Raw genomic sequence first — 19,950 nt, 5'->3', positions numbered from 1 at the left:
GTCGCCCACACCCCGCGCGTCGACCTCGCCGTTCGTACGGGGATCCGGCCCGCTTTCCGCCTTGGCGGGACTCGACTTGGCATCAACCGCAGTCCGGCGCTTCCGCTCGTCCTCAGCTCCACGCGCAGGTTTCGCCGCAATCGAACTCTGCGACGAGGGTTTAGCACCTTCCCCGAGCTGTTCTGCGGGCCGACCGTTGCGCTTGGCCCCTCCGGCAGCCTCATCACCGGCCGAATGGCTCGAGGACGCCGTGAGATCCGACGTCCACTCGTCCGCGCGCGCGGTAGCTGAGTCGTCGGCAGGCCGAAGCACCTGCCCTGTGGGTACGTCGTCCATCTCTGCCCACGGGTCGACGGGCTCGTTGGACGAACGTCCACCCCGGACCGAACTCGTGGACGGTGACTCGTCGGCCGCGAAGGCCATCGCGGCAGCCCGTGCATCGCCGGATCCCGACGTACGACGCATTCCACCAGCACGCGCCTGATCCAGTGTCTCGTCCGGCGCGGCGTCGTCGGCCTCTCCCCACGGATCCGGGGCTGCCGGGGTCTGGCGGATCCTTCCAATGCGGAGGCGAGGTCCTCCGAATCCAGAAGGCTCCGAGGGATCGTCGGGGGCGACGTCGTCTGCCCACGGATCGTCGGTCCTCGGAGCACGCCGAGCTCTACCGGTTCGGCGAGGCGGCGCCAGAGGTGCCTCCGACTGTCCGTCCGGTACGGCGTCTCCCCCGTCGTCCTGTGGATCGGCCACGCGGCCCCGGGATGCGCGCCGGCTCGAGGTGTCAGCCGGAGGCCCGTCGGTAGGCGATGGGGTCGCGCTCGGCCGCTGCGTCAGGAGGGCGCGCGCCAAGGCCAAGCGGTCCGCGTGAGGTAGAGACTGAGCCGCGGGGGCGGCAGCGTCCTCAGCGGGTGGCCGAGAAGCGCTGCCGTCCGCAGCGGGTCGATCAGAAGTCGACATCGACCTCGGCCTTGGCGGCCTCGTCGGCCGGGGCGTCCAGGGTCGGACCGATGCCCATCTTCTCCTTGATCTTTTTCTCCAGCTCGTTGGCCAGATCGGGGTTGTCGCGCAGGAAGTTCCGCGCGTTCTCCCGGCCCTGGCCGAGCTGGTCGCTCTCGTAGGTGAACCAGGCACCGGCCTTGCGGACGAAGCCCTGCTCCACGCCGAGGTCGAGCAGGCTGCCCTCGCGGCTGATGCCTTGGCCGTAGATGATGTCGAACTCGGCCTGCTTGAACGGCGGGGCCACCTTGTTCTTCACGACCTTGACTCGGGTCCGGTTACCGACGAAGTCGGTGCCGTCCTTGAGCGACTCGATCCGGCGCACGTCCAGCCGCACCGACGCGTAGAACTTGAGCGCCCGGCCACCGGTCGTGGTCTCGGGCGAGCCGAACATGACGCCGATCTTCTCGCGCAGCTGGTTGATGAAGATCGCCGTCGTACCGGTGCCGTTGACCGCGCCGGTCATCTTCCGCAGCGCCTGACTCATCAACCGGGCCTGCAGACCGACGTGGCTGTCACCCATCTCACCCTCGATCTCGGCCCGCGGCACCAGCGCGGCCACCGAGTCGATCACGACGACGTCGATCGCGCCGGAGCGGACCAGCATGTCGGCGATCTCCAGCGCCTGCTCACCGGAGTCGGGCTGCGAGACCAGCAGCGCGTCGGTGTCGACGCCCAACTTCCGCGCGTAGTCCGGGTCGAGCGCGTGCTCGGCGTCGATGAAGGCCGCGATCCCGCCGGCCCGCTGAGCGTTCGCCACCGCGTGCAGGGCGACCGTCGTCTTACCCGAGGACTCCGGGCCGTAGATCTCCACCACCCGGCCACGCGGCAGACCGCCGATCCCGAGCGCGATGTCGAGCGCGATCGAGCCGGTCGGGATGACCTCGATCGGGGCCTTGCCCTGCTCGCCCAGCCGCATCACCGCACCCTTGCCACACTGCCGCTCGATCTGCGTCAGCGCGGTCGCCAGCGCCTTCTCACGATCCGCCACCGCGCGTTCCGCACTCGTTGCACCAGCCATGTGACTGCCACCTGACCCATCTACGTATCGGGGCCGCTGTCCCAGCCGCCCGAAGGATTTCCTTGTCGCCAGAGAAGGTACGGGTTACGTCGGACAGTTTTTGCCGCCACCTGGAAACTGTGGACAACCCGGCCGCCCGGCGCACCTTCAGAGACCAAACTATCCCGAACACGTGTTCGAATCGCAACTGACACGCCGAAGTCGCCCTGTGATGTCTCAGGACCCCCGCCTCACGGAAAACCGCGCCAGTCACGCCGTCGACGGCACCGGACCCGGCCCCATCGCGTGCATCTTGGCGTGCACGCTGATCGGCCCGTGGGCCCAGACCAGAGGCCTCCAGCGCAGCGCGAACCCCGAGGGCATGGTGCTTGACTTCCTCGGTGAGCTTGGTCGGGGCTCGTGTTGGGGCGCCGCGACCTCGGCTCCAAGCCGCCGCTGGTCCGTCCTCGACGGTGCGCCGTCGGATCGCGTAAAAACGTCTTTCGCGAGATGCCGTGCTCGGCGCGGAAAGTCGTCGCCGCCCCGCGGGGTGCATCGGGCGGCCACTACGTGATCGCGAGACGGACACGGGATCAATTGACTCGTTCTCCGACACCGGCGCAGTCGAACGGTCCAGTGCCCCACGGGAGCCGCCGACTCACAAAGACGACCAGGACGCCGATGCCAACGATGATCATCCCGGGCGGCCAAGCCTCAGCCTTCAGGGCCTCTGTGCCGCTCCGAGGGGTGGTCGGTCGCAGCGTGCATTGGGCACTGCGAGGCGAACGGTCCGTGCTAAATTCATGCGAAAGCGCGAGCTTAGTCTCTAAGCTGGGGCGCAACGGCGCAAGACGCCGAAAGGGCAAGGCCCACCTACTCCAGCTCAACCCTGGGAGGGACGCCATGCCCACACTCCAAACGTACAAGAAGCAAGCCAAGCAACTCCTGCGCTGGCACCGCTACCGCAACTACTCGGTCGGTGGCCGCATCCGCCGGCTGCCGCGGTACCGCGATGTGACGGATCACGAATCGCTCGCGCTGAACTTCAAGCTCACGGAGGCGCAGGAGATCATTGCGCTCGAGGCGGGCTACAACAGCTGGGCCGCGCTGAGGGCGGCCGTCGAGGATGCCTCGCCACGACCACCCGAGGCTCCGAAGCCCGTCCTGCTCGACGCCGCGCGGCCGGTCCTGTTCGTTCGCAATGTACGGGCGGCCGCCGCGTTCTACCGCGATCGCCTCGGGTTCCGTGTCGACTTTCTGCACGGGCGCCCGCCGTTCTATGGCTCGGTGTCGCGCGACGACGCTACCTTGCATTTGCGGTTCGTGCATGAGCCGGTGCTCGCTGCCGATGCCGCGCCCGAGGAAGGGCTCATCATGGCCTTCATCGAAGCTCGAAACGTCAAGGAGTTGTACGCGGAGTATCTCGCGGCGGGCGTGGAGCCAGCCCAGAAGCTCACCAAGCAAGCCTGGGGCGGCACGGACTTCATCGTGCGCGACCTAGACGGCAACACAGTCGCCTTCGTCGGCTGAACGAAAGCCGCAAGCCGAGTCGGCTGGCTGACACCGGCATCGCCGCGACCCGGCGATACCGTTCGTTGAATGCGACCGGCGCTGGCACTCGGAGCAGTCAAGATCCAACCGGCTTGGAGAAGCACAGTATGGCTCTGACACAGGACGGGCATCCGACGCAGGAGCTGCACACGCTGATTGCGTCGGCACTAGGCAAAGAGCCGATTGACTGGCATCGGCCGCACACCGGGCTGTCGGCCGCGTCCTTCGTCGTTGGCTTTGCTGACGGCTCGAGCGCCTTCGTGAAGGCTGCGGTCGATGACCAGGGAGCAAAAGGGCTCCGTACAGAGCACGAGATCGTGTCCAGTGTCGATAGCGACCTGGTCGCTCGGGAGCTGGCCTGGCTCGAAGACGGCGATCGCCCGGTCCTCGTGATGGAGGACCTGCGTGCTGCGCATTGGCCGGCCGACCATGACCCGGTGACGTGGAAGCCCGGCCAGTTCGATCTCCTGTTCGCGGCACTGCGGCGGGTCGGTGAGCTGCCCCCGCCGGCATCCCTTCCGTCAGCCCGGGACGGATTCCGGCCGCAGTGGCCGTTGATCGAGCGCGAGGCGGATGACTTCCTGGCGCTCGGCCTGTGCAGCGAGGCCTGGTTCAGCGCTGCGCTGGATGGACTGGTGGAAGCCGAGGGCAACGTCCCAGTCGGGGGTGATGCGCTGGTGCACAACGACGTCCGGAGCGACAATCTGTGTTTCGTCGGTCGACGCGTGGTGCTGGTGGACTGGGCCCAGGCCCTTCGTGGAATCCGCAGCAGGACCTCGCTTCGGCACTCGCTACGTTGCCACTCGAAGGCGGCCCGGATCCGTTCGACGTACTACCTGAAGGAGGACCTTGGGCGGCCCACATCGCCGGTCAGTGCGCTCGACGGGCAGCTCACGAGACGCAGGCTCCGCAGTGGCTCCGCATGGTCTTTCAACGTATCGCCGTGGTCTGCCTCAGCTGGGCATCCCGCTCGCTCGACCTGCCGCCTTGGACCGGAGCCCGCTGGAGCGAGATCCGCTGATCTATGGCAGCTGATCACACGCCGGTCAACAACGTCACTCACAGGCACGCGGCGGGTCGGCGCGACCAGCGGGTCCGCTTACGCTCCCCTGATTTACGAGCTGACCATCTCGGCTGCGCGCTTGCTGACAAGAGCTCTGGACGATCTTGGAGAACGGTCGACGGGCCGAGCGGATGACCGATGTGTCACCACCCAAGACCACCAGAACTGTCACCGAAGTGCTGATACAGAACTGTCACCGATGTTCTGCGACATGACACGCCCACGTCGCCCCGTCGGCCTTCCTGCACCGCCGACTCCCTACCCTGGCCGCGTGGCAGACCGTCCAGACATCCCCGACTCCGCCGTCATCCTCGCCCTCAGCCGGGTCGAGTTCGGCATCGACTCCGTGCTCGACTCGCTCCGGACCCAGGACCCGTTCGGCATCCGCAGCACCCTCACCGAGTACTCCGCACAGGAGCACCCGAACCTGGCCGAGAAGGGCCTGATCCTGGCGATCGACCGGTTGCTGAAGATGAAGGTGCCGGGGCACGCCGAGTGGCCGAAGCTGCCGCTGGCCGAGCGCTGCGACTGGTGGGTGGAGCGGCTGGGCGGCTTCGCCGCCGTGGTCGCGGGACTCCCCCGGATCAGCGGGGCGGCCGCCGACCGCCTGCCGATCAAGGACACTCTTGGTGCGACCGTCCAGGCCATGGTCATCGGCGCAGTCTGCCGTGAGTACGGCGTCGAGGCGCATGCCGACCGTACGGCGGTCATCGCGCGAGTACTCACCGACCGGCCGATCACTCCGGACGAGGTGCTCGAGTACGACGACCCGACCGCCGCCGGCCAGGACGTCGCCAAGCAACTGGGCCTGGCCGACGAGTCGGACGAGGCAGGACTGCGCAAAGGCGTCCGCCTGGTCTGGCGGATCAGCAAGCTGATCGGTGGGCTCGGTGAAGTCTTCGAGGAACGCCCCCGGGGCCCCCTTGCTGCCAGGCTTCTCGGCAAACTGCCGGCGGTCGGCGTGATCGGTGGCTTCTTCGACGAACGCCAGGGCATCCGCAAGGCGGCGTACGAGGCTGCGGAGCTGCTCACCAGCGGCGCCTTCCAAGTGAAACCTGTCTGAGCGCAGCCGTGGCTGGGATGATTCCGGCATGACTGGGATCGTCATTGTGAGGGCCGACGGGAGCTGGCCGGCGCAGTACGAGAAGACCGCACGTGCGGTGGGCGAGCTGCTCGGGAAGACCGCACAGCGGATCGACCACATCGGGTCGACGTCCGTACCGGGGCTGGCGGCCAAGGACGTCATCGACATGCAGGTGACGGTCGAGTCGGAGCCGGAGCTGGACGACGTCGTGGAGCGGATGGTCGCGGCCGACTGGGAGGTCCGGCCGCCCAGACGCGACCATCCTGTCCCCGGACTGCCAACCGAGGACCTGCAATGGGTCAAGCGTGTCCTGGTGGAGCCGATGTACCGGCGGCGGGTGAACCTGCACGTCCGCGTCGCCGGCCGGGCCAACCAGCGCTATCCGCTGATGTTCCGGGACTACCTGCGCAGCCACCCCGAGACAGCGCAGGCGTACGGCGAGTTCAAACGGCGCGCGGCCGCCCTACCGATCGAGTCGACCGCGGACTACGCCGCCCTGAAGGACCCGGTGTGCGACCTCATCTACCTGCCTGCCGAGGAGTGGGCAGCTCGGACAGATTGGACTCCCTGACCGACCAGCCCCACCAACACAGGGTGAGTGCAGCACTACTGCGAGGTCGTTGACCCTGTCCAGTGCGGCCCGGCACGCTGGGTCGGGGGTGCGTCGTTGACAGTCCGACGTGCGGGCGGGCGTCCCTCCGGGGGGCGTGGTTGTGGTGGGCGGAGCAGGACGGCTCGCGGCGTTGCCGTGCGGCAAGGTGTCCAAGTGGATCGTGTTGGCACTGTGGATCGTCGCGCTGGCGGCGTCCTTCGGACCGGCGAGCAAGCTGACCGGCGCTCAGGAGAACGATGCCGTCTCCTGGCTGCCCGGCAAGGCCGAGTCCACGGAGGTGCTGCTGGAGACCGAGCAGTTCTCGTCGCCGGACGAGATTCCGGCCGTACTCGTCTACGAACGCTCGAGCGGCATCACACCCGCTGATCAGCAGGCAGTCGCGAGCCACGTAGCGGAGTTCGCGCAGTTGCCGGACATCGACCGCGAGGTGATCGGCCCCATCCCCTCCAAGGACGGCAAGGCGCTGCAGGTCCTCGTACCGATCAACGCCGGCTCGGGCGGCTGGGAGACTCTCGGCGAGCGAACGGAGGACCTCAGGAGAGTGGCCGCCGACCGACCGGACGGCATGTCGTTCCACGTCACTGGCCCGGGTGGCTACGCGGCTGACTCCCAGGAGGCCTTCGCCGGCATCGACGGCAGGTTGCTGTACTCGGCTGCCGCGGTGGTGGTCATCATCCTGCTGCTGACCTATCGCAGTCCCGTGCTCTGGCTGTTGCCGCTGCTGTCTGCCGGTGCAGCACTGTTCGGCGCACAGGCGGTTGTCTACTACCTGGCAACCGAGGCGGACCTGACCGTCAACGCCCAGAGCGCCGGCATCCTCACAGTCCTGGTCTTCGGCGCTGGGACGGACTATGCCCTCCTCCTCGTGGCGCGCTATCGCGAAGAGCTCAGGCGACACGAGGACAGACACGAAGCCATGGCGTTCGCGCTGCACCGATCCGGTCCGGCCATCATCGCCTCCGGCTCTACAGTGGTCGCGGGCATGCTCTGCCTGCTCCTCGCCTCGATGAACTCGACCCGTGGCCTCGGTCCGGTCGCAGCAGTCGGCATCGTGATCGCACTGGCCGCCATGCTGACGCTGCTGCCCGCCCTGCTGGTCATCTGCGGCCGCTGGGTGTTCTGGCCGCTCCGGCCGACGTACGGCTCGGACGACCACACCGAGCGGAGCATCTGGGGCCGCATCGGGCGACGGATCGCCGTACGACCGCGTTTGACGTGGGTCGCGGCCACCATCGTGCTGGCCGTCGCCGCGCTCGGCGTACTGCGGCTGGATGCGAACGGCCTCAGCAACGAGGAGTCCTTCGTCGGTACGCCGGAGTCCGTGGTCGGTGAGAAGGTTCTGGCCGCCCACTTCCCAGCCGGTGCGGGCAACCCGCTGGTCGTGGTCAGCAACGCGGACCAGGCGGCCGCAGTCCGTACGGCGATGTCCTCGACGGAAGGCATTGCGTCCGTTGCTGAACCACGTGTCGCCGGTGGACTCGCGTATCTGGAGGGGACGCTCACCGACGCGGCGGACACCCAGGCAGTGAAGGACACCGTGGATCGTGTCCGGACAGCAGTCCACGCGGTTCCCGGAGCCGACGCGAAGGCCGGGGGTGGCACCGCGATCCTGCTCGACACGCAGCGAGCAGCCGACCGGGACAACAAGGTGATCATCCCGGCGGTCCTGGTCGTGGTACTGCTGATTCTCATGGTGCTGCTGCGGTCGTTGTTCGCACCGGTGTTGCTGGTGGCTACGGTCGTGTTGTCGTTCGGCGCGGCGCTGGGCATCAGTGCGCTGGTGTTCGATCTGCTGCTCGGGTTCGGCGGCGCGGACGTCTCGCTGCCGTTGTTCGTCTTCATCTTCCTGGTTGCCCTAGGCATCGACTACAACATCTTCCTGATGACCCGGGTGCACGAGGAGTCGAAGACGCACGGCACCCGGCGCGGCGCGCTGATCGGTGTCGCCGCGACCGGTGGGGTCATCACGTCCGCGGGGCTCGTGCTGGCCGGCACGTTCGCGGTGCTGGCGACGCTGCCGGTGGTCGCATTCGCGGAGATCGGCATCGCCGTGGCACTCGGCGTTCTGCTGGACACCATCGTGGTCCGATCGGTGCTGGTGACGGCGCTGAACCTCGACATCGGCCGGCACCTGTGGTGGCCGAGCACGCTGGCCAAGAAGCGTGATCCGGAGCCGGCCGAGGAACTGCCGGAGCAGGAGCCGGAGCTGACGGCCACCTAGCCGGGCCGGCCGACGTCAGCCGAGGTCAGCGCTCGCTGGGTGGGAGCTGCAGGTGCGCCCAGACAGCACGCCAGACGGTCTTGGCGTGCTCGCCGTCGGCCAAGGCCTCGACGACCGTGCGGCCGCCGAGCTCCTGGACGACCTGGGTCTCGGCCCAGGTCCGTGCGTAGGCAGGACCGAGATGCTGGTCCATCCGCGCCCAGAACTCCGTCAGTCTCATGCCTGCCCGTCGTCATCCTTCGGCGGCTGTCCCCAACCGCCCTGCGATCCGTCCTGACCCTGATGCTGCGCGGGCGGACGCCCCTGCTGTTGCGGGCCCCAGCCACCCTGCGGCTGCTGCCCCTGCTGACCGTAGCCCTGCTGCGGTGGCTGGCCAGGCTGCTGTCCCCAACCGCCCTGTCCCTGCTGAGGTGGCTGACCCTGCGGACCCCACTGCCCATGCCCCGGCTGTCCAGGGTACTGCGGCTGACCCGGCTGACCCGAGTACGGCGGCTGACCCGGCTGACCCGAGTACGGCGGCTGACCCGGCTGACCGCCGTACGGTCCGGGCTGACCGCCGTACTGACCCGGTTGACCGCCGGGCTGGCTGGGCTGGCCGCCGTACTGACCACCAGGACCGGACTGCGCGTAGCCCTGCTGTCCGTAGCCTGGCTGCCCCTGGTACTGACCCTGCTGGCCGCCGTACTGCGGGCCCCATTGGCCCTGCTGCGGCTGACCCGGGTACTGACCGTACTGGCCGTAGCCCTGCTGCGCCTTGGCCTTGCGGCCGCGCATGACGAAGAAGACCGCCGCACCGGCCACCAACAGGAGCAGCACGATGATGAGGATGATCGCCCAGAGCGGGAAGCTGCTGCCCGCCTCGGAGGTCAGGGACACGCTGCCGAGCTTGTCGAGGCTGTCGTACGTCGCCGTCCGGCCGTCGACCTTGGCGCCGTCGTCGTGCTCGAGGATCTTGCCGGGCATGGTGATCTTGAAGTTGACGGTGGGCTGGCTGCCGGACGGCATGTTGCCGAGATCGGCCGCCTTCACCGTGACCATGACCTTGTCGCCCTCCTTGCGGAAGCCGACCCCGTCGCCGCTCGAACTGCCCATCTTGTCGAACGGAACGCTCTCGAACGTGCAATTGGAACCGACGTACCGGTCGTCCTCGAAGGCCTTGCAGGTGACGCCGTCGGTGGTGGTCTCCTTGATGCCGTCCTCGATCCGTTCCCGGACCTTGTCGAGCGACTGGCCGGAGGACTCCAGCAGCTGCTTGTCGACCCCGATCTGCATGTTGCCCGAGACCGTCTCGTTCGAGTTGACCTTGAGGTCGGCGTCCAGTTTCACGCAACCGGTCAGGGCGACCAGGCAGGCCACGAGGACGAGCGCTGCACGTACGCGGTTGATCATGGCGCCGATCATTCCAGAAGACGGGGACAAGGCCGTCACCGGACGGGAAACACCTGGTCAGAGGCCGAAAACGTGAAACTGTCCGAGCCGCCCGGCAAGATGGTCGGCGTGAAGAAGACCAGCGCGTTGAGCCGGTTCTCGCCCGCGACCCGGGCGTGGTTCGGCGACGTCTTCGAGTCGGCCACCCCGGCCCAGCTCGAGGCGTGGGACGCGATCACCGCGGGCCGGGACGCGCTGGTGGTCGCGCCGACCGGTTCCGGCAAGACGCTGGCGGCCTTCCTCTGGGCGCTCGACCGGCTGGCGACGGTGCCGCCACCGGACGATCCGAAGCTGCGCTGCCGGGTGCTGTACGTGTCTCCGCTGAAGGCGCTCGCGGTCGACGTCGAACGCAACCTGCGGGCGCCGCTGATCGGGATCCGGGAGACCGCGAAGAGGCTCGGCGAGGCGCCCGTCGACGTCGAGGTCGCGGTCCGGTCCGGTGACACGCCGGCCGGTGAGCGACGCCGGTTCGCGTCGCGGCCGTCCGACGTACTGATCACCACACCCGAGTCCTTGTTCCTCCTGCTGACCTCGCAGGGCCGCGAGTCGCTGCGCGGTGTGGAGACGGTGATCGTCGACGAGGTGCACGCGGTCGCGGGGACGAAGCGCGGTGCCCACCTGGCGCTCACGCTGGAGCGGCTCGACTCGCTGCTGCCGAAGCCCGCTCAGCGGATCGGGTTGTCGGCGACCGTTCGTCCGGTCGAGGAGGTCGCGCGCTTCCTGGGTGGCGAGCGGCCGGTGACGGTGGTGCAGCCGAAGTTCACCAAGCAGTGGGACCTGAGCGTCGTCGTGCCGGTCGAGGACATGGCCGAGCTGGCGAGCACCGAGATCGAGACCTCGGGATCGGCTGCCGGTCCGCCGCAGCACGCGTCGATCTGGCCACACGTCGAGGAGCAGGTCTTCGACCTGATCGCGGAACACCAGTCGACGATCGTGTTCGCCAACTCGCGCCGGCTGGCCGAGCGGCTGACCGCCAGGCTGAACGAGATCGCCGCCGAGCGGGCCGAGCTGGAGCTGCCGGAGGCGGGATCACCGGCTCAGGTGATGGCTCAGTCAGGTGCGTCGCTCGCGGCTCCGCCGTTGATCGCGCGGGCGCACCACGGCTCGGTCAGCAAGGAGCAACGGCTGCTGATCGAGGCGGACCTGAAATCCGGCCGACTCCCGTGTGTGGTCGCGACCAGCAGCCTCGAGCTCGGGATCGACATGGGTGCGGTCGACCTGGTCATCCAGGTCGAGGCACCGCCGTCGGTCGCGAGTGGTCTGCAGCGGGTCGGCCGCGCCGGTCACCAGGTCGGCGCGGTGTCGCGGGGCGTGCTGTTCCCGAAGTTCCGCGGTGATCTGATCGACACGGCGGTCGTCGTGCAGCGGATGCAGGACGGGCTGATCGAGAGTCTCCACATCCCCGCCAACCCACTCGACGTGCTGGCGCAGCAGATCGTCTCGATCGTCGCGCTGGACACGGTCGACGTCGACGAGCTCTTCACTCTGGTCCGACGCTGTGCGCCGTTCGCGACCTTGCCGCGATCGGCGTACGACGGGGTGCTCGACATGCTGTCGGGTCGCTATCCGTCGGACGAGTTCGCCGAGTTGCGGCCGCGGATCGTGTTCGACCGGGTCAGTGGGGAGATCTCCGGCCGGCCCGGCGCGCAGCGGCTCGCGGTGACGAGCGGCGGCACGATCCCGGATCGCGGGCTGTTCGGTGTCTTCCTGGTCGGTGAGTCCACGAATCACCGCGTCGGCGAGCTCGACGAGGAGATGGTCTACGAGTCGCGAGTCGGCGACGTGTTCACGCTCGGTGCGTCGAGCTGGCGGATCGAGGACATCACCCACGACCGGGTGCTGGTCTCCCCTGCGCCGGGTCAGCCTGGGCGGCTGCCCTTCTGGAAGGGCGACGCGGTCGGGCGACCGGCCGAGCTGGGCGCCGCGACCGGAGCGTTCGTCCGCAAGATGGCTTCGCTGCCGGCGGCCAAGGCTGTCGAGCGGGCGCGCGCGGCTGGGCTCGACGAGTACGCCGCGAACAACCTGGTCTCGTATCTGGCCGAGCAGCGGGAAGCGACGAGCCGGGTGCCGGACGACGTGACCGTGGTGGTCGAGCGGTTCCGCGACGAGCTCGGCGACTGGCGCGTGTGCGTGCACTCGCCGTACGGCGGGCAGGTGCACGGGCCGTGGGCCCTCGCGATCGCGGCACGACTGCGCGAGCGGTACGGGATGGACGCGCAGTCGGTCTCGGGGGACGACGGGATCGTGCTGCGACTGCCGGAGACGGACGAGGCGCCGCCTGGTGCCGAATTGGTGCTGTTCGATCCGGCCGAGATCGAGGACGTCATCACCGCGGAGGTCGGCGGCTCGGCGCTGTTCGCCGCGCGGTTCCGTGAGTGCGCGGCGCGCGCACTGCTGTTGCCGCGGCGGAATCCGGGCCGGCGGTCGCCGCTGTGGCAGCAGCGGCAGCGGTCGGCGCAGCTGCTGAGTGTCGCGAGCAAGTACGGCTCGTTCCCGATCGTGCTCGAGACTCTGCGCGAGGTGCTTCAGGACGTCTACGACCTGCCCGCGCTGAAGGATCTGCTGACCGGGATCGGCGAGCGCCGGATCTCGGTCGTGGAGGTCGAGACGACCGAGGCGTCGCCGTTCGCGAAGTCGCTGCTGTTCGGGTACGTCGGCGCCTTCATGTACGAGGGCGACACGCCGCTCGCGGAGAAACGTGCCGCTGCCCTCGCTCTCGACCAGAGCCTGCTCGCGGAGCTGCTCGGGCGGACCGAGCTGCGCGAGCTCCTCGACGCCGAGGTCGTGCTGCGGACCGAGGCCGAGCTGCAACGTCTCGCCGAGGATCGTCGCGCCCGGGATGCCGAAGGGTTGTTCGACGTACTGCGGATGGTCGGGCCGCTGTCGTTGTCCGAAGCGTCGCAGCGCTCTGTGGATGACGCGGACGCCGAGTCCTGGCTGACCGGGCTCGCCGCCGCACGGCGGGTCGTCCGCGTGCGGATCGCCGGCGAACACCGCTGGGCCGTGGTCGAGGACGTGGCTCGTCTCCGCGACGCTCTCGGCGTACCGCTGCCACCCGGCATCGCGGAGGCGCACGCGGAGCCGGTCACCGATCCACTGGGTGACCTGGTGTCCCGGTATGCGCGAACGCATGGTCCGTTCCGCGCGATCGATCTTGCGACGCATCTTGGCATCGGCGTTGTCGTGGTCACCGATGCGCTGCGGCGGTTGGGCGCGGCGGGGCGGGTCGTCGAGGGCGAGTTCCTGCCCGGCGGCATGGCGACGGAGTGGTGCGACAGCGAGGTTCTCAGGTTGCTGCGGCGGCGGTCGCTGGCCGCGCTGCGCAAGGAGGTCGAGCCTGTCGATCCGTCCGCGCTCGCACGCTTCCTGCCGGCGTGGCAGGGAATCACGAGCAGCCGCGGCCGCGGGTACGACGTACTGCTCGGAGCTGTCGAGCAGTTGGCCGGGTGTGCGGTGCCGGCGTCGGCGTTGGAGTCGATCGTGCTGCCGTCCCGGGTGCCGGGATACCAGCCGTCGATGCTGGATGAGCTGACGTCCACCGGCGAGGTCGTGTGGGCGGGTTCCGGTTCGCTGCCGGGGATGGACGGCTGGGTGTCGTTGCATCTCGCGGACACCTGCGACCTGACGTTGCCCGATCCCGATCCGGCGTTCGAGATCGGCGAGACGCACCAGGTCGTGCTCGACGCGTTGTCCGGTGGCGGTGCGTTCTTCTTCCGGCAACTGAGCGATGTCGTCGGGGCGGCGGCCGGGGTGGTCGACGACGAGACCCTCGTCGGTGTGCTGTGGGATCTCGTCTGGGCCGGTCACCTGACGAACGACACGCTGGCACCTGTCCGCGCGCTCGTCGGAGGTGGCCGCGGCAGTCATCGAGCTCGTCGTACGACGCCTCGCGCTCGACCGGGCCGCCCGGCCCGGCCAGGGCGACCGGCAATGCCCGCGCGCAGTGGTCCGCCCACCGCAGGCGGGCGATGGTCGTTGCTTCCGGCCCGCAATCCGGATGCGACCCGGCGGGCGCATGCTGCGGCGGAGACCTTGCTCGATCGGTATGGGATCGTCACGCGGGGTTCGGTGATCACTGAGCGGACGCCGGGTGGTTTCGCGGCGGTGTACAAAGTGCTGAGCGCGTTCGAGGAGTCAGGACGTTGCCGGCGGGGGTACTTCGTGGCCGGGCTCGGGGCGGCGCAGTTCGCCTTGCCGGGCGCGGTCGACCGATTGCGGGCGATGGCTGAGCTGCCCGGCTCGACCGGCTCCTTCGGCGGCTCGGATGGAGCCGGTGGCCCCGGCCGCGTCGGTGGGCTCGGTGGCCTCGGTGGATCTGGCGGCGTTGGTGCACCTGGAGGTGTCGTCGGGTCTGGTCGCGTCGGTGGTGGTGCCGGGCGCGGCCGGCGTGACGAGGAGCCGGCTGCGCGGGCCGTCGTACTCGCGGCTTCTGATCCGGCCAATCCGTACGGCGCTGCGCTGCCGTGGCCCGAGCGCGAGAGCGCCGGTGGGCATCGGCCGGGCCGGAAGGCGGGCGCTCTGGTCATGCTGGTGGACGGTCAGCTGATCGTGTACGTCGAGCGAGGCGGGCGGACCGTGCTGAGTTTCACCGAGGATCCCGATCTTTTGCAGCCGGCTGTCGACGCGCTCGCCCTGGCGATCAGGGACGGCCAACTAGGGAAGCTCAGCGTCGAGACCGCTGACGGTGAACAGGTGAGACACACGGCGTTCGGCGATGCGCTGGCCAAGGCCGGCTTCCACGCAACGCCGCGAGGATTGCGATTGCGGGCCTAGTCATGCCCGAAGGCGACACCGTCTGGCGGGCGTGCAAGCGGCTTGATCAGGCCTTGGGTGGTCAGGAACTGCTCCGGACCGACTTCCGGGTGCCTGCTCTGGCGACGACGGACCTCAGCGGCCGGACAGTGCTGGAGGTCGTTCCTCGTGGCAAGCACCTGCTGATGCGGATCTCCGGTGGCCTGACCCTGCACAGTCACTTCCGGATGGACGGGAGCTGGCACCTGTACCGGCCGGGCGAGCGGTGGCGCGGCGGACCGGACCATCAGGTCCGCGCGGTGCTGGAGACGGCGTCGTGGATCGCCGTCGGGTACCGCTTGCCGGTGCTCGAGCTCGTCGAAACGGACGCCGAGGAGAGCGTCGTGGGCCATCTCGGGCCGGATCTGCTCTCGCCGTCGTTCGACCGGGCGCAGGCCATCGCCAATATCGAGGCGCAGCCCGAGCGGACGATCAGCGAGGCGCTGCTGGACCAGCGCAATCTGGCGGGTATCGGCAACTTCTACCGCGTCGAGGTGTGCTTCCTGCTCGGTCTCCACCCCTGGCGCCCGGTCTCCTCCGTCGACGTACCAGCGGCAGTCGATCTCAGCCGACGCCTGATGAAGGCCAACCTACGCAACGGCACCCAGGTCAGCACCGGCATCGACAAGCCCGGTCAGCGCACCTGGGTCTTCGAACGGGCGGGCAAGCCCTGCCGCCGCTGCAGGAGCACCATCCAGTTCGACACCATCGGTTCTCCGCCACGCGAGCGGGTCACCCACTGGTGCCCCACCTGCCAGCCGGCCACCGAAGACGTCGGCGCGGACACTCGTTGAAGCGCGGTCCTCGGGCTGTGGATAACCGCGGCGGCGGGCTGAAATCTCAGTATCTTCTCTGACAGATCGAACATGCGTTCGAGCGAGAGGAGAGGCTGATGTGCGACATGTGCGGCGGACTGACCGGCGACCAGTACTCGGATCGACTGGAGCGGAACATCCTGACGTACGGCTGGACCATGCAGTTCGTCCAAGGCGACGGCGAGCGCAATCCTGCCTTCGGGTACACGCTGGGCCTCAGCCTGCGCAACCACCCGGAGATCATCGCCTTCGACCCGGACCCAGCCTGGGTCTACCTCGGCCTCAAGCCGCTGGCGTGGGCAGTCCAGAGCGGCGAGGTGTTCGACGAGGGTGACGATCTCACGGCGTTCTTCCCACCGCCGGAGCGGGCGGAACTCCTCCGCTTCCCCGACTCGGCAGTCCACCTCTTCACCGCGAACGCGATGTTCCGCCGGCCCGATGACCCGCCTCTCCCCGCCCTCCAACTGATCTGGCCGACGCGCAACCCGCTCCTCCAGACGACCCGGGCCGCATCAGCCCGCCGGCCGGACGAGCGGTAGGCGGGGCAACCATGACTTCAGCAAGCACTCGGCAACGGTTGGGAGTGCGGGTTGTGGGCGCGACCTGGTGTGGGTCGTCCCGCGACAGCGCGGCGCACCGGCGCCCACAGTCGGCGGATCCCGTGAGAACGCGAGCCGCGGAGTCAGGCGGCGGAGGCTACCTCGGGCTCGACGGTTGGGTGGGTCAGCACCAGAGCTTCTTCCCGGGCCAGGTCTTCGCTGACCTCGGCGAAGATCGTCGACAGCGGAACGTCCAGAGCCATGCAGATCGCGGCGAGCAACTCGCTGGAGGCTTCCTTCTGGCCACGCTCGACCTCGGACAGATAGCCAAGGCTTACCCGGGCATCGGCGGACACCTCGCGGAGGGTGCGCCCCTGGCGCAGACGCTTACGCCGCAGGACGTCGCCCAGCAGGCCACGAACCAGCACCATGAGGTTTCTCCCTTCCGCCTGTCCGGTCGTCTCTACTCGCACGGTAGTCCGACCGTAGGAACCAACGGTACCCGTTGCTGGGTCACTACTCCTCGCAATGTCCACCTTCGGTGCGCCGTGCCAGTCTGCCCTACCTGTCCCCATGCTGGTCTCAACACTCCGGTCAGTCGAGATCTTCCGCCACCAGAGCTGCGGCAAGTTCCAGAGCTGCGTGCACGCTCCCCCTGCGGACGGTCGCCCGATCCCCACTCAGCTCTAGCTTGCGCACTTCTACCGCGTCTGGTCCAGCGGCTGCGACATATACAGTGCCCGCGTCTATGCCGGCCTGTGGGTCCGGGCCGGCTACACCGGTCGTGGCGAGGCCGTAGGTGGCGTTCAGCCGCTCCCTTACGCCCGTGGCCAGTGCGGCAGCTGTGTCCGGGTGGACGGGGCCCACAGCGGCCAACAGCTCGTGGGGCACGCCCGCCAGCTGCGCCTTCAGCTCTGTGGCGTACACGATCACCCCGCCGCGGTAGACAGCCGACACGCCCGGCACGTCGGTCAGCGCCGCGCCGACCATCCCACCGGTCAGCGACTCAGCCGTCGCCAGCGTCTCCCCACGGACCCTCAGCAGCCCGACCAACCGCTCGAGCACCACCTCGAGCGGCTCCTCACCGCTCGTGGCAGCACCGGATGGCGTGAAAGGGCCGGATTGGGGCTGGGTCATGGGAGGGGTCGTTTGGCGGCGGCTCGGAGGCGGAGGGCTCGGCCTACGTAGTCGAGACCGGTGATGAGCGTTACGAAGACGGCGGCGCCCATGATGGCGACCGCGGTCCAGTGGATCACAGGAACCGACTGCCAAGGGAGGAGGTAGAGGCCGAGGGCGATCGCCTGGAGCACGGTCTTCAGTTTTCCGCCGCGGCTGGCCGGCATGACGCCGTGACGGATCACCCAGAAGCGGAGCAGCGTCACGCCCCATTCGCGGACGAGTACGACCACGGTGACCCACCACGGCAGTTCGCCGAGGAGGGACAGGCCGATGAAGGCGGCTCCGGTGAGTGCCTTGTCGGCGATCGGGTCGGCGATCTTGCCGAAGTTCGTGACCAGGTTCCACCGGCGCGCGATGTCGCCGTCGAACCGGTCGGTGACAATGGCGACCACGAACGCGGCGGTGGCGAGCAGCCGGTTGCCGTCGCCCGTACCGCCGTCCCGCAGGAGCAACCAGACGAACAGCGGTACCAGGAACAGCCGCAGGATCGTGAGCGCATTGGCCACGTTCCACGCGCTGGGCGCGCTGAGTGGACCGGCTGCGCTGGGCACCGGGTTCGGCGGGTTGGTCACGCGGTCAGGTTAGCTGCCGGAGCGCCGTCCCGGGGGCTCACGAGTGCCGCGAACTCGGCGATCAGGTCGACACCATCGCTCCCGACCACCTTCGCCGACACCAGATCACCCACGCGTAACCCGTGCGGAAGGCCGGTCACCGAGGTCGAACCGTCCACCTCGGGCCCCTGATGTGCCGCCCGTCCCTCGGCGGTCGCCTGCTCCGCACCGTCGGCGTCGTCGATGGACTCGACGAGGACCTCGATGAGTTCGCCCATGCGCGACTCGGCTCGGGCCGAGGTGAGGTCCTCGGCGAGACGGGTGACGCGGTCCAGGCGGGCCGCGATGGTGTCTTCGTCGAGCTTGCCGTCGTACGTCTCCGCCTCGGTGCCGTCCTCGTCGGAGTACCCGAACACGCCGATCGCGTCGAGGCCGGCGCGGGACAGGAAGTCGCAGAGGATGTCGACGTCCTCCTCGGTCTCCCCCGGGAAGCCGACGATCACGTTGCTGCGGATACCCGCGGCCGGAGCGGCCGCGCGGACCTGGGCGATGAGGTCGAGGAAGCGTTCGGCGTCGCCGAAGCGGCGCATGCGGCGCAGCAGCGGGCCGGAGGCGTGCTGGAAGGAGAGATCGAAGTACGGGACCACGCCGGGGGTCGACGTCATCGCGGTGATCAGGGTGGGGCGCATCTCTGCGGGTTGCAGGTAGGAGACGCGGACGCGGGTGATGCCGGGTACCGCGGCGATCTCGCCGACGAGGGTCTCGAGGAGGCGGAGGTCGCCGAGGTCTTTGCCGTACGACGTGGAGTTCTCGGAAACCAGGAAGAGTTCGCGTACGCCGTTCTCCGCGAGCCAGTGGGCTTCGCCGAGTACTTCGGTGGGCCGGCGGGAGACGAAGGCGCCGCGGAACATCGGGATCGCGCAGAAGGCGCACCGGCGGTCGCAGCCGGAGGCGAGCTTGAGCGGAGCCATCGGGCCGCCGTCGAGGCGGCGACGCAGCACACGCGGCCCGCTGGCGGGGGCAGACTGCAGGTCGGGGGCTTCGATCTTCAACTCGAGGCCGTTGCTGAGGTCGTCGGCGGACGCCGTGGCGCGGTCGCGCCTCGCGGCGGATGGGCCGGTCAGCAGGTCTGCGCTACCCACGGCGGGCGCGCCGTCAAGAGCTGTGGTGCCTGGGTCTGTGGCGGGGGTTGGGCGGCCTCTTAGTTGTGCGGGGATGTGGTCGCCGTGGCCGGGGATGGCTACGCCGGAGGTGGTGGCGCGGTCGGCGGGGGCGAGTGGGAGGAGCTTGCGGCGGTCGCGAGGGACGTGCGGCTGGTGCTTGGTCCCCGAGAGGATCGAGCGGAGGCGGTCCGAGATGTCGGCGTAGTCGTCGAAGCTCAGGACGGCGTCGGTCTCCGGGAGGGCGTCGGCGAGTTGTTCGCCGTACCGCTCGGCGAGGCAGCCGACCGCGACGACCGCCTGGGTGCGGCCGGAGTCCTTGTAGTCGGCGGCCGCGAGGAGGGTGTCGACGGAGTCCTTCTTGGCGGTTTCGACGAAACCACAGGTGTTCACCACGACGGTGTCCGCTTCGGCGGCGTCCTCGACCAGCCGGAATCCGCCGGCTTCGAGCCGGCCGGCCAGCTCTTCGGAGTCGACATCGTTGCGGGCACAGCCCAGCGTGACCAGGGCGACGGTGGTGGCAGGCGTAGTCATCCCTCCGAGTATGACTCGGAGCCCGCTTTCCGACCTAACTCACCGCTACATCTCACATACGGAAGTACCCCACACGACCTGAGGCGGGTGGGGGTTACTTCGGTTTCGTGAGGGTGCCGTTGGGGTGGGCGATGAAGCGGTAGAGCTTGGTGGTGTGGGCGTGGCCGTTGACGGTGATGGCGAGGTTCGCGGGGATGCCGACGGAGACGCGCAGGTCGCCGGTGGTGGTGACGATCTGGGAGGAGCCGGGGCCGAGGAGGCCCTGGAAGAGGCGTTTGTTCTTCTTGTCCCGGACGGTGACGTAGGAGCCGTTGCCCTTGGCCGTGAGCGTGAGCTTGGTCGTAATCGGGACCGGCGGCTTCACCGGCTTGGGTCTGGTGGGTCTGACGGTCGGCTTGGGCGGGGCCTTCGGAACGACGGTGGTGACG

General features: G+C 68.9%; 15 protein-coding genes. 7 read left to right on the top strand and 8 right to left on the bottom strand.

Translation table 11 applies throughout. From position 1 onward, the window contains the following. Nucleotides 1–940: 940 nt before the first annotated feature. Nucleotides 941–2,014, bottom strand: a complete 1,074-nt coding sequence (gene recA, locus E1218_RS27425) for a recombinase RecA (RefSeq protein WP_132325285.1) — start codon at nucleotides 2,012–2,014, stop codon at nucleotides 941–943. Nucleotides 2,015–2,896: 882 nt separating this feature from the next. Here recA and E1218_RS27420 point away from each other — a divergent pair. The 4 genes from E1218_RS27420 (at nucleotide 2,897) to E1218_RS27405 (ending at nucleotide 8,525) form a co-directional block, all read left to right on the top strand. Continuing rightward, on the top strand, nucleotides 2,897–3,523 hold the full coding sequence (locus E1218_RS27420) for a VOC family protein (RefSeq protein WP_132325282.1): 627 nt from the start codon (nucleotides 2,897–2,899) through the stop codon (nucleotides 3,521–3,523). 1,355 nt (nucleotides 3,524–4,878) lie between these two features. Further along, on the top strand, nucleotides 4,879–5,670 hold the full coding sequence (locus tag E1218_RS27415; protein WP_132325279.1) for a hypothetical protein: 792 nt from the start codon (nucleotides 4,879–4,881) through the stop codon (nucleotides 5,668–5,670). A gap of 28 nt (nucleotides 5,671–5,698) precedes the next feature. Continuing rightward, complete coding sequence (locus E1218_RS27410) at nucleotides 5,699–6,262, top strand: GrpB family protein (RefSeq protein WP_132325276.1); 564 nt, start codon at nucleotides 5,699–5,701, stop codon at nucleotides 6,260–6,262. Between the two features lie 145 nt (nucleotides 6,263–6,407). Next, nucleotides 6,408–8,525 carry an MMPL family transporter gene (locus E1218_RS27405; protein ID WP_132325273.1) on the top strand — a complete coding sequence of 706 codons (2,118 nt, stop codon included), beginning with the start codon at nucleotides 6,408–6,410 and terminating at the stop codon, nucleotides 8,523–8,525. 25 nt (nucleotides 8,526–8,550) lie between these two features. Here E1218_RS27405 and E1218_RS27400 read toward each other — a convergent pair whose 3' ends face one another. Together E1218_RS27400 and E1218_RS27395 are read right to left on the bottom strand one after the other, a co-directional pair. Beyond that, nucleotides 8,551–8,745, bottom strand: coding sequence for a DUF3046 domain-containing protein (locus tag E1218_RS27400; protein WP_132325270.1), 195 nt, complete (start codon nucleotides 8,743–8,745; stop codon nucleotides 8,551–8,553). Further along, nucleotides 8,742–9,914: an LppM family (lipo)protein gene (locus E1218_RS27395; RefSeq protein WP_132325266.1), complete on the bottom strand. Its 1,173-nt coding sequence runs from the start codon at nucleotides 9,912–9,914 to the stop codon at nucleotides 8,742–8,744. The genes E1218_RS27400 and E1218_RS27395 overlap by 4 nt, the downstream gene beginning before the upstream one ends. 99 nt (nucleotides 9,915–10,013) lie before the next feature. Between E1218_RS27395 and E1218_RS27390 the strand changes: the two genes are divergently transcribed. From E1218_RS27390 to E1218_RS27380, 3 genes are all read left to right on the top strand, one after another. Further along, nucleotides 10,014–14,726, top strand: a complete 4,713-nt coding sequence (locus E1218_RS27390) for an ATP-dependent helicase (protein WP_132325287.1) — start codon at nucleotides 10,014–10,016, stop codon at nucleotides 14,724–14,726. A 2-nt stretch (nucleotides 14,727–14,728) separates the two neighbouring features. Then, entirely contained in the window at nucleotides 14,729–15,538 is an 810-nt protein-coding gene (locus E1218_RS27385) for an Fpg/Nei family DNA glycosylase (RefSeq protein ID WP_132325263.1), read from the top strand. A gap of 98 nt (nucleotides 15,539–15,636) precedes the next feature. Further along, nucleotides 15,637–16,098: a DUF4262 domain-containing protein gene (locus tag E1218_RS27380; RefSeq protein WP_132325260.1), complete on the top strand. Its 462-nt coding sequence runs from the start codon at nucleotides 15,637–15,639 to the stop codon at nucleotides 16,096–16,098. A gap of 143 nt (nucleotides 16,099–16,241) precedes the next feature. Here the strand turns inward: E1218_RS27380 and E1218_RS27375 are convergent, their stop codons facing one another. From E1218_RS27375 to E1218_RS27355, 5 genes are all read right to left on the bottom strand, one after another. Next, entirely contained in the window at nucleotides 16,242–16,529 is a 288-nt protein-coding gene (locus tag E1218_RS27375; protein WP_132325257.1) for a helix-turn-helix domain-containing protein, read from the bottom strand. Nucleotides 16,530–16,692: 163 nt separating this feature from the next. Next, nucleotides 16,693–17,166, bottom strand: coding sequence for a CinA family protein (locus E1218_RS27370; protein ID WP_407657640.1), 474 nt, complete (start codon nucleotides 17,164–17,166; stop codon nucleotides 16,693–16,695). A 65-nt stretch (nucleotides 17,167–17,231) separates the two neighbouring features. Beyond that, the gene (gene pgsA, locus E1218_RS27365) at nucleotides 17,232–17,849 is read right to left on the bottom strand and encodes a CDP-diacylglycerol--glycerol-3-phosphate 3-phosphatidyltransferase (protein ID WP_132325251.1); all 618 of its coding nucleotides are present in this window, start codon (nucleotides 17,847–17,849) and stop codon (nucleotides 17,232–17,234) included. Beyond that, the gene (gene rimO / locus E1218_RS27360; protein WP_132325248.1) at nucleotides 17,846–19,522 is read right to left on the bottom strand and encodes a 30S ribosomal protein S12 methylthiotransferase RimO; all 1,677 of its coding nucleotides are present in this window, start codon (nucleotides 19,520–19,522) and stop codon (nucleotides 17,846–17,848) included. The genes pgsA and rimO overlap by 4 nt, the downstream gene beginning before the upstream one ends. Nucleotides 19,523–19,616: 94 nt before the next feature. Continuing rightward, on the bottom strand, nucleotides 19,617–19,950 hold a 334-nt coding region (locus E1218_RS27355; RefSeq protein WP_132325245.1), incomplete at its 5' end, for a DUF4115 domain-containing protein.

This window comes from Kribbella turkmenica (genome assembly GCF_004348725.1).
GTDB lineage: Bacteria > Actinomycetota > Actinomycetes > Propionibacteriales > Kribbellaceae > Kribbella > Kribbella turkmenica.
Note: the sequence above shows the minus strand (reverse complement) of the source record. Positions and strands in the feature narration are given on the sequence as shown.

Coding starts and splice junctions, on each gene's coding strand:
- recA (WP_132325285.1), bottom strand. CDS start 2,014: ATGGCTGGTGCAACGAGTGCGGAACGCGCGGTGGCGGATCGTGAGAAG.
- E1218_RS27420 (WP_132325282.1), top strand. CDS start 2,897: ATGCCCACACTCCAAACGTACAAGAAGCAAGCCAAGCAACTCCTGCGC.
- E1218_RS27410 (WP_132325276.1), top strand. CDS start 5,699: ATGACTGGGATCGTCATTGTGAGGGCCGACGGGAGCTGGCCGGCGCAG.
- E1218_RS27400 (WP_132325270.1), bottom strand. CDS start 8,745: ATGAGACTGACGGAGTTCTGGGCGCGGATGGACCAGCATCTCGGTCCT.
- E1218_RS27395 (WP_132325266.1), bottom strand. CDS start 9,914: ATGATCAACCGCGTACGTGCAGCGCTCGTCCTCGTGGCCTGCCTGGTC.
- E1218_RS27390 (WP_132325287.1), top strand. CDS start 10,014: ATGGTCGGCGTGAAGAAGACCAGCGCGTTGAGCCGGTTCTCGCCCGCG.
- E1218_RS27385 (WP_132325263.1), top strand. CDS start 14,729: ATGCCCGAAGGCGACACCGTCTGGCGGGCGTGCAAGCGGCTTGATCAG.
- E1218_RS27380 (WP_132325260.1), top strand. CDS start 15,637: ATGTGCGACATGTGCGGCGGACTGACCGGCGACCAGTACTCGGATCGA.
- E1218_RS27375 (WP_132325257.1), bottom strand. CDS start 16,529: ATGGTGCTGGTTCGTGGCCTGCTGGGCGACGTCCTGCGGCGTAAGCGT.
- rimO (WP_132325248.1), bottom strand. CDS start 19,522: ATGACTACGCCTGCCACCACCGTCGCCCTGGTCACGCTGGGCTGTGCC.